The sequence below is a fragment of the Nonomuraea sp. NPDC050022 genome, assembly GCF_044460705.1.
Lineage (GTDB): Bacteria > Actinomycetota > Actinomycetes > Streptosporangiales > Streptosporangiaceae > Nonomuraea.
This window is the reverse complement of the sequence record NZ_JBITKE010000011.1, coordinates 161,621-176,396: the sequence shown is the minus strand read 5'-3', so window position 1 is coordinate 176,396 and position 14,776 is coordinate 161,621. Positions and strand designations below refer to the sequence as shown.

Sequence of the window (14,776 nt, the reverse complement as noted above, 5' to 3'; positions counted from 1 at the left end):
GCCGTACGTCTATTAGCTCTTGATCGTGTAGCTGTCGCCGTACACCTTCCAGGTCAGCGGCGGATTCAGGTCGAGGTTGCCGTTCTTGAGGAAGACCCGCTGCTCGGTGTCGACGCGGGTGGTGTCCTCGTGCGCCTCCTCGGCCTTCATCGCGGCCTTTCGGGCGTCCAGGAACGCGTTGAGGTACGTCGTCTCGTTGCCGCCCTGCGCGGGGGTCTTGGCCTTGGACATCGCGGTCTTCCTGATGCCGCCGAAGCTCAGCTTGTCGGTGCCGGGGCCGTGCATGACGATCGCGTCGTAGTAGATGAACTGGCCCAGCGCCCGCAGTCCGTCCGTCTTGGCCTGGCTGACCGACGGGTTGAAGTAGACGCGGTCGCGCTCGTCGTTCTGCGCCGTCTGGAAGGCGGTGTCCTTGGCGGCGGTCTTCCAGTCCTTGGTGAAGTTCGGGTCGAGGCCCGCGTGCGAGTCGCTGCCGTTGACCTTGCGGAGGGCGGGGAGGTACTTGGCCAGGACATTGCCCGGCTTGCGGTTGGTGTAGAGCTCGACGAGCGCCAGCATGTCGCTGGTGCCGGAGCAGAATCCGATGATCCCGGCCGTGTAGCCGCGGCCGTCGTCGATGTCCTCGATGTAGCCGTACTGGGACTTCCAGTCGAGCGTGGAGTTCTCGGCACTGGACACCAGCTGCATGGCGATGTCCTTCTTGTGCGGATCGGTGAGGTCGACCGCGGCCTGGCTGGTGCCCGTGAGCGCGAGAGTGGTGGCTAAGGTGACCAGTGTGACGAGAGTGGTTCGGAGCAACGTGATCTCCTGCTCTTCGTTAGGAAAGCTTCCTAACGAACCATACTCACAGGAGTCAACGTTCGGGGCTTTTGTTGTGAAATTGGGCCCCTTATCGGCGTAGTGCGGCGAGTTGCTGCTCGAACGGCACGACATCCAGCTCCGGCTCCGGCTGGCGGCCCGGCCCTCGGCGCGGCCTGCTGCTGACCGTGTCGCCGACCGTGTCGCCGACCGCGTCGCCGAGCGCGGTCCCAGTGGGTGCCGGCGTACGGCTGCTCAGCAGGTCGGCCAGTTCGGTCGCGGCGCGGTCGATCCGCTCCGCCAGGCCGTCCGCGAAGTCGTCACCGCCGCCGCCCCAGTCCTCCGACGCCGCGTAGACGCCGGTCGGCGCCACCATGGCCCTCAGGTACGCGAACAGCGGCCGCAGCGCGTGGTCCAATACCAGCGAGTGCCGTGGCGTGCCGCCAGTCGCCGCGATGAGCGTCGGCTTGCCCACCAGCGAGGCAGGGTCCATGATGTCGAAGAACGACTTGAACAGGCCGCTGTAGGAGGCGCTGAAGACGGGCGTGACCGCGATCAGGCCGTCGGCCTCCGTCACCGCCTCGATCGCCGCGCGCAGCCGGGCGCCGGGGAAGCCGGTGACGAAGTTGTTCGCGATGTCGACCGCGAGATCACGCAACTCGATCACCCGCACAGTCACCTCAGTCGGCCGCTCGGCGAGTCGCCGCACGGTCGCCTCGGTCAGGCGGTCGGCGAGCAGGCGGGTGGACGACGGCTGGGTCAGACCCGCCGTGACGACGACGAGCTTCATGGACTCTCCTCCGATCTTCTCCATGTCAGGCGGTCTGACGGTCGCGGGTGGTGTGGACGGGACCGTCGGGCACGTCGGCGGGCCGGTTCGCCGCGAACTCGCGGCGCAGCACCGGCACGACCTCCTCCCCGAGGATGTCGAGTTGCTCCAGGACCGTCTTCAGCGGCAGCCCCGCGTGGTCCATCAGGAACAACTGCCGCTGATAGTCACCGAACGACTCCCGGAACGTCAGCGTCCGGTCGATGACCTGCTGCGGGCTGCCCACCGTGAGCGGCGTCTCCTCGGTGAACTCCTCCAGCGACGGGCCGTGCCCGTACACGGGGGCGTTGTCGAAGTACGGGCGGAACTCGCGCACCGCGTCCTGCGAGTTCTTCCGCATGAACACCTGCCCGCCGAGCCCCACGATGGCCTGCTCCGGCGTGCCGTGCCCGTAATGGGCGTACCGCTGGCGGTAGAGGGTGATCAGCCGGATGAAGTGCTCCTTCGGCCAGAAGATGTTGTTGGCGAAGAACCCGTCACCGTAGTAGGCGGCCTGCTCGGCGATCTCCGGGCTGCGGATCGAGCCGTGCCACACGAAGGGCGGCACCCCGTTCAGCGGCCGGGGCGTGGCCGTGAAACCCTGCAGCGGCGTGCGGAAACGGCCCTCCCAGTCGACGACGTCCTCGCGCCAGAGCCGGTGGAGCAGCGCGTAGTTCTCGACGGCCAGCGGGATGCCCTGCCGGATGTCCTGCCCGAACCACGGGTAGACGGGCCCGGTGTTGCCCCGGCCCAGCATCAGGTCGACCCGGCCGTCGGACAGGTGCTGCAGCATCGCGAAGTCCTCGGCGATCTTGACCGGGTCGTTGGTCGTGATCAGCGTCGTGGCCGTGGACAGCGTGAGCCGCTCGGTCTTGGCCGCGATGTAGCCCAGCATGGTGGTTGGGGAGGACGGCACGAACGGCGGGTTGTGATGCTCGCCGGTCGCGAACACGTCCAGCCCCACCTCCTCGGCCTTGACCGCGATGGCCACCATCGCCTTGATGCGCTCATGCTCCGTCGGCGTCCTGCCGGTGGTGGGGTCCGTGGTCACGTCGCCCACGCTGAAGATCCCGAACTGCATATCGTTCATCTCCTCTTACTATTGAAAGTTCAACGACCACCCAAGCAGCGGACGGTCCGAGGTTATTCCGCGCGGGTCAGCCTTGGAGGGCGTTGATCTCCAGCGGCCCGAGGATCCGCTTCGGCGCACCCTGGGCCGCGACGGTGATCATGGCCCGGCCGATCCGCTCGGTCGTGGTCACCGCCGTGGGGAAGAGCAGCCGCAGTATCGGGTAGAAGGGCGCCGTCACCACGTACGCCAGCCGATACCAGGTCGTCCGCGAGGTGACGCCGTGCATGGGCTGGATGTAGCCGGGCCGGAACACGTACGCCTTGAACGGCAGGGCCAGCAGCGCGTTCTCTGTCTGGCCCTTGACCCGGGCCCACATCGCCCGCCCGTGCGCGTCGGTGCCCACCCCGGACACGTAGACGAACGCCGAGCCGGGGTTGAGCCTGGCCAGCGTCTCGCCGGCCGCCAGCGTGAAGCCGTACGTGACGCGCCGGTAGTCCTTCTCGCTCATGCCCGCCGAGGAGACACCGAGGCAGAAGAAGCACGCGTCGTAGCCGGACAACTCGGCCTCGATCGGCGTGAGGTCGAGCAGATCCGGATGCGCGAGCTCGCGCAGCTTGTCATGGGCATGCCCGGTGGGGGTGCGGCCGACCGTGAGCACGGCCGTCACCCGGTCGTCGGCCAGGCACTCCCGGAGTACGCCCTGCCCGACCATGCCGGTGGCGCCGAAGATGATGACTTTCATGCGAATTCCGTTCCCAGCCCGAATGCTATCGGCCGGCCGGAGCCAGACCGGCAGTGGTCAGGGGCCGGTCCGGCCGCGGTCAAACGGTGGCCAGAAGGTAGCCAGGCGCTGTGCCCATCCCGTGACCTGGTATTTCCGCTATTAACCTGGCTCGTGGCGGCGGAGCTGGCTAGCGTGGCAGGATTGTCGATGCGTCAGACTGCCACAGTTTCCGATCTAGGAGCGTATATGCCGAATGCTCGGAATATTGACGACCTGACCGAAATTCCAGGTTGGGAGACTCGTCAGTCCGGGCCGACAGCGCTGCGGATATTGGTGGGGAGGCAACTACGCCGGCTGCGCGAGTCGCGGGAGATCACGCGTGAAGCCGCGGGATACGCCATCCGGGGTTCGCATTCCAAAATCAGCCGCCTGGAATGCGGGCGGACCAGTTTCAAGCTGCGCGACGTGGCCGACCTGCTCACCCTCTACGGCGTGGTCGAGGAGGCCGAGCGCGAGGCCGTGCTCTCGCTGACCAAGCAGGCCAACGCGCCCGGCTGGTGGCACGAATACCGCGATGTGGTGCCCGACTGGTTCGAGGACTACCTCGGGCTGGAGCAGGACGCGGCGATGATCCGTACGTACGAGGTCCAATACGTCCCCGGCCTGCTCCAGACCGAGGACTACGCCCGCGCGGTGATCACCTGCGGACACCCGGGCTGCCCGCCCGAGGCGATCGAGCGCCGGCTCGCGCTCCGGACGCGCCGCCGGCGGATCCTGTCGCGGCCCATGGCGCCCAAGCTCTGGGTGGTGCTGGACGAGGCGGCCCTGCGCCGGCGGGTCGGAGACGGCGCCACGATGCGCGGGCAACTCGAGCACCTCAAGGAGATGGCGAAGCTGCCGCACGTCACCATCCAGGTGCTTCCGTTCAGCTACTGCGGTCACATCGGCGGGGTCGGTCCGATCACCATGCTGCGCTTCGCCCAGGCCGAGCTCGACGACGTGGTCTACCTCGAGCAGATCGCCAGCGCGCAATATCTCACCAGGGCATCCGACGTGCACCCGTACCAGCACCTGATGGACGAGCTGGGCATCCACGCGCAGCCGTCGGCCGCGACCCCGAGGATCATCAACAAGATCATCGAGGAGATCGACGAGGAGATCGACGGCATCCCGTAGGGCTACGGCTTGCGGGCCACGGCGCAGAACGCGTCCACCTCGTCGGGCACGCCGAACACCGAGGACTCCACCCGCCACCGGGAGACGGAGACGACGCCCGGATCCACCAGCTCCAGGCCGTCGAAGAACCGGGCGATCTCGTCCGGGGTGCGCAGGCGGTAGGAGTATGACTGCTCCTCGTCGTGGAGCCGTCCGGCCTCCGCGGCCGCGTCGGGCTTGATGGTGTTCGTACCGTCTTCGAACACCAGGTAGCTGCCCGACGGCAGGGCGTCCAGCAGTTGCCGCGTCAGCGCGTGCGCCTGGTCGTCGTCGAAGATCGTGCCCATCACGCCGAGGAGCATGAGCGCGGTCGGCCGGCTGAAGTCCAGCGTCTTGGCCGCGAACTCTAGGATGGCGGCCGGCTCGCGCACATCGGCCTCGATGTAGTCGCAGGCGCCCCGAGGGTCGCTGGCCAGCAGCGCCTGGGCGTGCACCAGCACCAGGGGATCGTTGTCGACATAGACGATGCGGCAGGACGGGTCCACCCGCTGGGCGACCTCATGGGTGTTGTCGACCGTCGGCAGCCCGGTGCCGATGTCCAGGAATTGCCGGATGCCGGCGTCCTCCGCCAGATAGCGGACGGCGCGGCCCAGGAACGCGCGGGCGTGGCGGGCGATATCCTCCATTCCCGGATAGATCTGCCGGAGTTGCTCTGCGTGCTCGCGATCTACCGGGTAGTTGTCCTTTCCGCCCAGCCAATAGTTCCACACCCGGGCCTGATGCGGCTTGTCGGCGTCGATCTTGGAGGGGAGTGCGGGATCGTTGTCGAAGGATTCATCCGCCACGACATCGTCTCCTCTTTTGTCGCTTATATATATCTAAGCTGAGTGTCCTGGCGTCTCGTCGCGCTGTCACGCCTTAAAGCGGGATCTCCTAACCTTCCAGATAAAAGTTGCCGCTTAAGACAGATGTCTGGTTGGCGCTTTCTGCCCAGAACCGTGCGCAGATGAACCGATCTTGACTGATTCCCGGGGGTTGGCGCAACTGTCACACGCCGCGCGGGGCACTCAGTCAGGTGCCGCCGGGCCCGCGGGCCAGGCGGCACAACCCGTACTCCAGAGAAGCGACGCTCAATTCTGGCGGATCAGCGAGGCGAGGATGTCGATGCCGATCGGGATCGCCTCCTCCACCACGTCGAAGTTCGCGCTGTGGTGCGGCCCGGGGCTGGCGCCGCCGATCATCAGGTACGCGCCCTTGCCCCCGCGCCGCTGCACATGCCGGATCAGCAGGTTCGCGTCGTCGCTCCCGGCGAACGCCTGGGTCCTGATCACCTCCGCCACCTCGGGCAGCGCACCGGCCACCTCGACGATGCGGTCGATCACCTCGTCGTCAGGGGACACGGTCGAGGACTGGCCCATCACGGCCAGCGTCACCTCGACACCCTGCGTGCGGGCGGCTCCTTCCACGACGGCCCGGATCCGGTCCACCAACTCGTCGACGACCTCGTCATCGGTGGCGCGCGCCTCGCAGGTCAGCACCGCCGCGGACGGCACGATGTTCACTCCGTCGCCGGCGACGAGCGTGCCGACGTTGAGCCGGGTGTCCGCGGAGCTGAAGCGCGGGATCGCCATGATCCCCAGTGCGGCCATGGCGGCGGCGAGCAGCGCGTTGCGGCCCGTCTCCGGCGAACCGGCGGCGTGGGAGGCCCTGCCGGTGAAGTCGACCTTCAGCTTGCGGGTGGCCATGCCGCCGGTGAAGCTGCCCACGACCGAGCCCAGGGCCAGTTCGCCCGCCATGTGCACGGCGAGCATGGTGTCGATCGGGTCTGCGGCCCCGGCGTCGATCATCGTCTGCGCGCCCCGTACGCCCTCTTCCGCGGGCTGGAACAGGATCCGCAGGGAGCCGGCGAAGTCGCGGTCGGCGAGACGGTGCAGCAGGCCCACGCCCATGGCCACGTTCGCGTCATGGCCGCACGCGTGCATCGCGCCGTTCGTCGCGGCGAAGCCGTTCGCGACCGGGAAGTGAGCGGGATCGTCTGATTCGCGCATCGGCAGCGCGTCGATGTCGATCCGCAGGCCCCATCGGGGGCCCGGCCGGTCGCCGGCCAGATCGACGACCATCGCGGTGCCGTTCTCCCGGAAGTATCTGGCGCTTTCGGCGGGAACGCCGGACGCGACCGCGCGAGCCTCCCACTCGTCGAGCGTTTGCGGTGACGGGTAGTTCACGACGGGGGAGAGGTCGTGGGCGTCCTTCCCGGTCAGGACGCGCACCGGCAGGCCGTCGATGGCCTGTTTGATCCGGGCCGCTGTCCCGATCTCCACGAACGCGGGTTCCGGATTGCGGTGCACTTCTCGCCGAAGCGCCCTGAGCTGCTCGAAGTCCACAAGACCCCTTCTCGCCACGATGATCGACGGCCGGACGGCCGCCTCGCTCAGGCTAGGGAAGGCACCGCGGAGCGGGGTCGATCGCGCGCGATCCTGCACGAAACACCAAATTTCCGAGCATGGTCCGCACGAAGTCGCGTCGAGCTAGTCCTCGAATACCGGCTGACCGCCGACCGGCACGTAACGCAGGCGCCGGCTGTCGAGGTCGAGGATGTAGCCGGTGCGCTTGGCGATCCTTGGCACGATCCATCGGTCCTTGATCGGCGCCTTCGGGAACAGCGAGGCCAGCTTGCCCTCGATCTCGTCCAGCTCCTGGAGATCGCGCAACCAGAGGAAGACCGCCAGATTGGTGGCGCCGGTCACCGACGCGCACATCCGTACATTCTCCAGCGACCGGAGCATGGAGACGAGGCGCTCCAGCTCGGAATGCTGGACGTCGAGCCACAGCACCGCCGCGGCCGACCAGCCCATGAGGGTGTGCGCGAAGTCGACGCGCCATCTGACCCAGTCCGCGGCGAGCAGCGCGTCGATGTCCCGGGAGATCACCGAGATCGAACGGCCCAGCTCTCGCTGCATGTCGGCGGCCGTCCGGCGTACGTCCGTGCTGAGCGCGGTGATCACGTCGCGGTGGATGGGCTTGCGGTGTTCGGGTGGTTCGGACGGCCGGAGCAGGCGCAACGCCTCGACCTGCTGGTCGGACAGCGCGTTGAGCCGCCAGCCCGATCCTTCGAGGAAGATCCGCCGCAGATAGTGCGTCTGGGTGCCGACGATGCCGGGGATCACGGCGATGTGCTCATCGATGTAACGGTCCATGGACAGCAGGGTGTGCGTCGAGACCATGATGTAGAGATCGCGGGGACCCGAGGTGCAGTGCACGCTGAAAATGGGTCCCTGTCGGCCGAGTTCGGCGATCACGTCGACGCGTCGGCCGGGGGCGCACCGGATCTCGACCAGAGCCGAGATCTCTCGCCCATGGGACCGCTGCCCGTCGGCCTCGAAGCAACTCGTCCACACCTGCCGCTCGTGGGTGAGCGCCGACCAGCGACGAGAAATCGTCGAAGGATCAACCCTAAGAATCCTCCCCAGTTGCGCCCAAGTGACCCGAGGGTGGATCTGGAGCGCGTTGATGATCTGAAAGTCCAGCCCGTCCACCATCCGTCCATCATGCAGGAAAGGCCAGGTCCCCCCCACGATCGGGCACCTCCGCAGATGTCACCACAAGATCAAGTAAGCATCGTGTGCCGGTAACACGCGGGAAACCTGCGGTAGGCGGCCTTTCCGGAAGGATCGTGCACCCGACCCGCCTTATCCCTCAATTCCGTGCAAAGTGGGTCGCGAAAACCCGCCACGTAGCACGCAGAACCTAAGCTCACGCCATTCCTTTCGCGGTTGGACCTGGAGGATTGGTGTATCGCAAATCGATTCTTGCGCTGTCGGTGACGGCCGCGGTCGCGCTGGGCGCGGTCGGCTGTGGTGCCGGTGGGGGAACCACCGACACCATCAACATGTCGCTGAACACCGATCCGGCGACCTTCGACCCGGCGCTCGCCAAGGGCGGCGACGACTTCACCGTGGCGCGCCTGCTGTTCGACACAGTGGTACGCAAAGACGCGGGCAACACCCTCGCGGGCGGGATCGCGTCCTCGTGGACCGCCGAGGACGCCGCGCACTACACGCTCACCATCCGCAGCGGGCTCAACTGCTCGGACGGTTCGCCGATCACGCCGACCGTGGTGGCGGCCTCACTGACGCGCTTCGCGGCCAAGGAGACGAGCTCCTCGGGCCGTACGCTGGCCCTGGGCGGGGCCACCGCGACGTTCACCCCCGATGACAAGGCGGGCACGGTGAAAGCCGAGTTGTCGGCTCCGTGGTCCGACTTCCTCACCGGGCTCACCCTGCCGCAGGCCGGGATCGTGTGCCCGGCGGGCCTGAAGGACACCAAGGGGCTCGCGGCGGGCAAGGTCGCCGGCGCGTTCTCCGGCCCCTACTCCCTGACGGCCTCGCAGCCGGCGGTGTCCTACCAGCTGTCGCTGCGCGAGGGCTACGCGGCCTGGCCGAAGTTCGCCAAGCCGCTGACGGGCGAGGCCGCCAAGCAGGTGATCCTCACGCCGATCACCGACTACGCGACGATCGCCACCCAGTTGCTGGCCGGCAGCCTGGACGTCGGGACGGTCAGCGACGAGAACGTGGCCCGCTTCGACGGCAACAAGGGGTTCACCTCGTCGGTCGCCTCGAACACCACGACGTACCTGCTGTTCAACGAGCGTCCGGGGACGGTGTTCGCGGACAAGCCGGAACTGCGCACCGCGGTGGCCCAGGCCATCGACGCCCAGGCCTTCAGCGACATCATCAGCGGCAAGCGCGGCAGCACGATCCTGTCGGTCGGGTCGGCCAAGCTGGCCTGCGTCAACACCGACAAGTCGCTGCTGGTCGCCCAGGATGCCGCCGCCGCCGGCAAGAAGCTGACCGGGGTCCGCTTCCGCATCGTCGGCACCACCCTGCTGCAGAGCGGCAACGACTACATCGCCGAGGCGCTGCGCAACGCCGGCGCCACCGTGACCGTCGACTCCCTCGACAACGCCAACTGGGCCACGCTGACCACGGCCGGCGGCAAGGACTGGGACATCAACGTCCAGGGCGACAACAACCAGCTGGGCGTCCTCACCTCCTCCCTGCTGCGGGTGATGGGCCCGGCCACCGAGGACGGCGGCCGCAACAAGACGGGCGAGCCCAACAAGGAGGGGTACGGCTTCGTCACCAAGGCGATGAGCGAGATCGACCGTAACGCGCAGTGCTCGGCCCTGCAGTCCGCGCAGAAGTCGTTCCTGGAGCGGGTCGACGCGATCCCGCTGGCGACCCTGCCCGCCACCACGGTCGCCGCCGCCGGGTTCGACATCCGGACCTTCGACGACTACCTCGACCCCGCCACGCTCCGCATCGTCAAATAAGCAAACAGCCGGAAGGCGCGTCAGTAATGGCCTCTCTCGATTCCACGCGTGCTCTGGGAGTCCCCCCACCGGACCCCCTGACCGGAGCGCGGCAGCGTCCGGCGCGGATCTCCTCCGCCTGGCTCCGGTTCGCCGTGCGGCGGCTCGCCAGCCTGGTGGTGATCTTCGTCGCGCTGCTGGTCGTGTCGTTCCTGATCGTCCAGCTCATCCCCGGTGATCCGGCGGTCGGCATCGCCGGCGCCAACGCCGACCTCGCCGACATCCAGCGCATCAGGGGAGAGCTGGGACTCGATCGCCCGATCTGGGAGCGATTCCTCGACCACGTGGGCGGCGTCCTCTCCGGGGACCTCGGTACGTCCTTCATGTACCGGCAGCCGGTGTCGTCGCTCATCGTGAACCGCCTGCCCTTCACCGCGACCATCGCGGTGACCGGCATCCTCGTGGTCCTGGTGATCTCGGTCCCGCTGGGCATGGTCGTCGGGGTGCTCACGCGTGGCGGCCGGCGCAAGTGGCTGGACGTGGCCTTCGGCATGGTCACCGGTTTCCTGGATTCGATTCCCGGCTACATCATGGCGTCGTTCCTGGTCGTGACGTTCGCGCTCGGCATCGGGCTGGTGCCGCTGTTCCCGCCGGCCTACACACCCCGCTTCGGGGCCGCGTCGTTCGTGCTCCCGGTCGTGGCCATCGCGATCGGCCCGATCTGCACCATCTCCCGTGTCGTCCGTCGCGAGATGGCGGTCGTGCTGGAGACCGACTACATGCGGACGGCCCGGGGCTGGCGGCTGCCCGCCCTGCGGCGTCACGTCCGCTGGGCGCTGCCGAACCTGCTCACCACCACGCTCACCCTGAGCGGGCTGATCCTGACGGGCATGGTCGGTGGCGCGATCATCATCGAATCGGTGTTCGCGCTGCCGGGCCTCGGCAGCGGCATCATCAAGGCCATCCTCGACCGCGACTATCCGGTCATCCAAGGCATGGTCCTCGTCATCGGCATGATCACCGCGATCATCAACCTCCTCGTAGACGTCCTGCTCGGACTGATCGACCCACGGACCCTCGGGGGGTCACATGTCTCCACGTAGCCGCTCGCGCCGCTGGAACCCCGGTCTCGTGCTCGGCCTGGGCGTGCTGGGCTGCGTCGTGCTGATCGCCGTACTGGCCCCGATCCTGTTCGCCGGCCAGGCGAACGCGCTGGGCCCGCGGTTCGCCGCTCCTTCGTCCGATCACCCGCTCGGCACCGACGCGGCCGGCCATGACGTGCTGCTGCGCAGCCTGGTCGCCACCCGCCTCACCCTGCTGATGACGGTCGGCGCGACGGCCATAGCGGTCGTCCTCGGTGTCGTCCTGGGTACGGGCGTCTGGCTCGTACCGCCCCGGGTCAGGGAGATCTGTCTGCGGGTGATCGACGCGATGGTGGCCTTCCCCGGGCTCTTGCTCGCGCTCGTCGTGGCGGCCGTGCTCGGCGCGGGCGGCTCCTCCGCGGTGATCGCCATCGGCCTGTCCGGCATTCCCTATTTCGCGCGCCTGACCGCGAATCTCGCCGCGAAGGTCTCCCAGCAGGAGTACGTCTCGACCGCCCGCCTCCTGGGCGTCAGCCACGGCCGGATCGCGATCAGGCACATGCTGCCCAACATGGCCGAGCCGCTGCTCGTGCTGTCGGCCTCGACGTTCGCGGCCACGCTCACGGCCATCTCCGCGCTGTCGTTCGTGGGCCTCGGCGTCCAGTCGCCCTCCTACGACTGGGGCAAGCTGCTGAACGAGGCCCTGCCGTCGCTCCTGGCGGGCCGGCCCTTCCAGATGGCGGGCTCGGCGGCCCTGGTCATCCTGACCGGGCTGGGCGCGGTCCTGATCGGCGACGGACTCGCCGCTGCGGCGAACCCGCGGGGGCGCACGATGGCGAGCCGGAGCGCGGCACCCTCCACCACCCCGGACGAGGCGGCGCCGGAGAGCGACCACCTCGCCGACATCCGCGACCTGTGGATCCACTCGGGCGACCAACCGCTGGTCAAGGGCATCTCCTTCGGCATCAGGCGCGGTGAGATCGTCGGCATCGTGGGCGAGAGCGGCTCGGGCAAGACCCTCACCGCGATGTCGCTCGCGCAGTTGCTGCCGGACGGCCTGACCTCGACGGCCGGCCGCATGGCCATCGGCGATCTGGACCTGCGCCGGCCCGTCGCGCCGGCGCTCATGGCGGAGGCGGTCAGCCTGATCTACCAGGACCCGGGCTCGACGTTCAATCCCGCGCTCCGCATGGGCGGTCAGCTCACCGAGGTGCTGCGTACCCACAAGGGGCTCGGCGCGCAGGCGGCCAGGCAGCGTGTGCTCGACGCGCTCAAGGTGGTCCAGATGACCAGGCCGGAACACCGCATGAAGCAGCACCCGCACGAGCTCTCGGGCGGCATGCGGCAGCGCGCGATGATCGCGACCGCGCTGGCCGTCGAGCCGCGCCTGATCATCGCCGACGAGCCGACGACGGCCCTGGACGTGACCGTCCAGGCCGAGATCCTGCGCGAGCTCAAGCGGGTCAACAGCGAGTTCGGCGCCTCGATCGTGTTCATCTCGCACGACATCGGGGTGGTACGCGCGCTGTGCGACCGCGTCCTCGTGATGTACCACGGGGAGATCGTGGAGGAGATCGCCGCGGCCGACCTCGCCGTGGAGACCGTCCGCCACCCGTACACGAAGAAACTCCTGGAAGCCGCACCCGACATCGACGGCCCCGTGGGCGGCCGGCCCGGCGACCCGGAGCACGCGAAGGAGCACTCGCATGGATGAGGCGATCGCCGTCGAGGTGCGCGACCTCGAGGTGGGCTACGGCTGGGGCGGCAACGCGACGCGCATCCTGCACGGCATCTCGATGGACGTCGCCCGGGGCCGTACGGTCGGCATCGTCGGAGAGTCAGGATCGGGCAAGTCGACGCTGGCCAAGGCGCTGGTCGGGCTCGTCCGTCCGACGGCGGGCAGCGTCAAGGTCGGCGGCGTGCACGTGTCCTCCGCACGCGGCGCGGACCGCCGGGCGATGCGGCGCAAGGTCCAGATGATCCCGCAGGACCCCTACTCCTCACTCGATCCCCGCCGCACGATCGGCGAGGCGCTCGCCGAGGCCGTGGACCCGCGCCGGGCGAAGGTGAAGACTCACCAGGAGGAGATCGTCCACTGGCTGGAGACCGTCAGGATGCCGGCCGACACCATCGACCGCTATCCCCACGAGTGCTCCGGAGGGCAGCGGCAACGGGTCGCCATCGCCCGCGGCCTGATGATCCGGCCCGAGGTGGTGATCGCCGACGAGATCACCTCGGCGCTCGACGTCTCGGTCCAGGCGGAGATCCTCAACCTCCTGGCGAGCCTGCGCCGCGAACTCGATCTGACCATGGTGTTCATCTCGCACAACCTCGCCGTCATCCGGCACGTGAGCGACGAGGTCGTGGTGCTCTACCACGGCGACATCGTCGAACAGGCCCCGGCGGCGGATCTCTATCAGCGCCCGCGGCACGAGTACACCCGCGCCCTGCTCGACTCGGTGCCGGGCGCGCCAGGCTTCGACATCCGGCCCAGGCCACGGAAGGACGCCTCTTGAGGCTGCAGCGCGATCTTCGGCTCACCAACGTCAGGATCATCGACGGCAGGGGAGGGCCGCCCATCGAGGACGGCGTGCTGGAGGTGACCTCGGACGGCGTCATCGGGTTCGTCGGCAGGGCGGCCGAGGCCCCGGACGGCCGCGACGCGGACGTACGCGATCTACGGGGCCGGACGCTGCTGCCCGGATTCATCGACTGTCACGTGCATCTGGGGTTCGCCCTGGCGAACGGGCCCTACCACCGCCTCCAGAACGATCCGGCGCTGATCCACCTGGAGTCCGCCGCGCGGATCCGGGAGACGCTCGAAGCGGGCATCACCAGCGCGCGCGATCTCGGCGGGCTGTCCGCAGGCTTTCGCGAGGCGATCGAGCGCGGGCTGATCGCCGGACCCCGGCTGAAGCTGGCGGTGAGCCCGATCAGTCACACCGCGGGCCACGGGGACTTCCACGTGCCCGGCGGAGAGGTCGCCTACACCGTGCCCGAGCTGATCGAGCTGGCCGACACCGTCGAGGAGGTCCGCCGGGCGACGCGCCGGGTGCTCCGCCAGGGGGCCGACCTCGTCAAGATCTGCACCAGCGGTGGCATGGGCAGCAGGCACGACCATCCCGACGACGAGGGCCTGCGCCTGGACGAGGTACGGGCGATCGTCGACGAGCTCGACCGGCACGGCGGCAAGCCGATCGCCGCGCACGCGCAGGGGCGCGTGGGGATCCTGACCGCCCTGCGGGGCGGGGTGACCAGCGTCGAGCACGGGTACGGCATCGACGACGAAGGACTCGATCTCCTGGAGGAGCGCGGCGCCTTCCTCGTCCCGACCCTGTCGACCGTGTTCGCGATCGACAAGGAGAAGATGCAGCCCTACCACTACGCCAAGAAGGTGAAGTGGTCCGAGATCACCAAGAAGAACATCGGTCACGCGATCGCGCGCAAGGCCAAGATCGCCCTGGGCACGGACGCCGGGGTCTGCCCGCACGCGCGGAACCTGCGCGAGCTCGGTCATCTCGTCGAGCTCGGCATGTCCCCGATGGACGCCCTCGTCGCCGGTACCCGGACCGGGGCCGAGGCGCTCGGCATCTCCGACGAGGTGGGCACGCTGGAGACGGGCAAGCTCGCCGACCTCGTGGTCACCGACGCCGATCCGCTGCGCGACATCCACGCGCTGGCCGATCCCGCGCACATCGAGATCGTGATGCAGGCGGGCGTCGTCATGAAGGACGACGTCATGAACAAGCTCGGGAAGGCCGACGGGCTGTCCCGCTGAGCGGGAGCCTGCTCGGCCATGGCACGCACCGCCGTGAGGGGGTGGCGC

The 14,776-nt window shown here is 68.5% G+C and carries 13 protein-coding genes; 6 read left to right on the top strand and 7 right to left on the bottom strand.

Going from position 1 to position 14,776, the window contains the following annotated elements; translation table 11 throughout:
* Positions 1 to 12: 12 nt before the first annotated feature.
* The 4 genes from ACIBO2_RS41375 to ACIBO2_RS41360 all read right to left on the bottom strand — a co-directional run bounded on the left by ACIBO2_RS41375 (position 13) and on the right by ACIBO2_RS41360 (position 3,420).
* Positions 13 to 798, bottom strand: coding sequence for a chitosanase (locus ACIBO2_RS41375; protein WP_358546116.1), 786 nt, complete (start codon positions 796 to 798; stop codon positions 13 to 15).
* A gap of 91 nt (positions 799 to 889) precedes the next feature.
* A complete protein-coding gene (locus ACIBO2_RS41370; RefSeq protein ID WP_397303919.1) occupies positions 890 to 1,588 on the bottom strand; it encodes an FMN reductase in 699 nt (232 codons plus the stop codon).
* A gap of 25 nt (positions 1,589 to 1,613) precedes the next feature.
* On the bottom strand, positions 1,614 to 2,687 hold the full coding sequence (locus ACIBO2_RS41365; protein ID WP_397304027.1) for an LLM class flavin-dependent oxidoreductase: 1,074 nt from the start codon (positions 2,685 to 2,687) through the stop codon (positions 1,614 to 1,616).
* A gap of 76 nt (positions 2,688 to 2,763) precedes the next feature.
* The gene (locus tag ACIBO2_RS41360) at positions 2,764 to 3,420 is read right to left on the bottom strand and encodes an NAD-dependent epimerase/dehydratase family protein (RefSeq protein ID WP_358546111.1); all 657 of its coding nucleotides are present in this window, start codon (positions 3,418 to 3,420) and stop codon (positions 2,764 to 2,766) included.
* A gap of 315 nt (positions 3,421 to 3,735) precedes the next feature.
* Between ACIBO2_RS41360 and ACIBO2_RS41355 the strand changes: the two genes are divergently transcribed.
* On the top strand, positions 3,736 to 4,578 hold the full coding sequence (locus ACIBO2_RS41355) for a helix-turn-helix domain-containing protein (protein ID WP_397303918.1): 843 nt from the start codon (positions 3,736 to 3,738) through the stop codon (positions 4,576 to 4,578).
* A gap of 2 nt (positions 4,579 to 4,580) precedes the next feature.
* Here ACIBO2_RS41355 and ACIBO2_RS41350 read toward each other — a convergent pair whose 3' ends face one another.
* The 3 genes from ACIBO2_RS41350 to ACIBO2_RS41340 all read right to left on the bottom strand — a co-directional run bounded on the left by ACIBO2_RS41350 (position 4,581) and on the right by ACIBO2_RS41340 (position 8,096).
* Positions 4,581 to 5,402, bottom strand: a complete 822-nt coding sequence (locus ACIBO2_RS41350; RefSeq protein WP_397303917.1) for an SAM-dependent methyltransferase — start codon at positions 5,400 to 5,402, stop codon at positions 4,581 to 4,583.
* Between the two features lie 285 nt (positions 5,403 to 5,687).
* Complete coding sequence (locus tag ACIBO2_RS41345) at positions 5,688 to 6,941, bottom strand: amidohydrolase (RefSeq protein ID WP_397303916.1); 1,254 nt, start codon at positions 6,939 to 6,941, stop codon at positions 5,688 to 5,690.
* A gap of 144 nt (positions 6,942 to 7,085) precedes the next feature.
* The gene (locus ACIBO2_RS41340; protein ID WP_397303915.1) at positions 7,086 to 8,096 is read right to left on the bottom strand and encodes an Lrp/AsnC family transcriptional regulator; all 1,011 of its coding nucleotides are present in this window, start codon (positions 8,094 to 8,096) and stop codon (positions 7,086 to 7,088) included.
* A gap of 251 nt (positions 8,097 to 8,347) precedes the next feature.
* Here ACIBO2_RS41340 and ACIBO2_RS41335 point away from each other — a divergent pair, with 251 nt between their 5' ends.
* The 5 genes from ACIBO2_RS41335 to ACIBO2_RS41315 are packed head-to-tail and all read left to right on the top strand — an operon-like array spanning position 8,348 to position 14,728.
* On the top strand, positions 8,348 to 9,889 hold the full coding sequence (locus ACIBO2_RS41335; protein WP_358546099.1) for an ABC transporter substrate-binding protein: 1,542 nt from the start codon (positions 8,348 to 8,350) through the stop codon (positions 9,887 to 9,889).
* A 26-nt stretch (positions 9,890 to 9,915) separates the two neighbouring features.
* The gene (locus ACIBO2_RS41330) at positions 9,916 to 10,971 is read left to right on the top strand and encodes an ABC transporter permease (RefSeq protein WP_358546097.1); all 1,056 of its coding nucleotides are present in this window, start codon (positions 9,916 to 9,918) and stop codon (positions 10,969 to 10,971) included.
* Positions 10,958 to 12,664 (top strand): dipeptide/oligopeptide/nickel ABC transporter permease/ATP-binding protein, encoded by a 1,707-nt coding sequence (locus tag ACIBO2_RS41325; RefSeq protein ID WP_397303914.1) that lies wholly within the window; start codon positions 10,958 to 10,960, stop codon positions 12,662 to 12,664. The genes ACIBO2_RS41330 and ACIBO2_RS41325 overlap by 14 nt, the downstream gene beginning before the upstream one ends.
* Entirely contained in the window at positions 12,657 to 13,466 is an 810-nt protein-coding gene (locus tag ACIBO2_RS41320) for an ABC transporter ATP-binding protein (RefSeq protein WP_358546092.1), read from the top strand. The genes ACIBO2_RS41325 and ACIBO2_RS41320 overlap by 8 nt, the downstream gene beginning before the upstream one ends.
* The gene (locus ACIBO2_RS41315; protein ID WP_358546090.1) at positions 13,463 to 14,728 is read left to right on the top strand and encodes an amidohydrolase family protein; all 1,266 of its coding nucleotides are present in this window, start codon (positions 13,463 to 13,465) and stop codon (positions 14,726 to 14,728) included. The genes ACIBO2_RS41320 and ACIBO2_RS41315 overlap by 4 nt, the downstream gene beginning before the upstream one ends.
* The last annotated feature ends 48 nt before the right edge of the window (positions 14,729 to 14,776 follow it).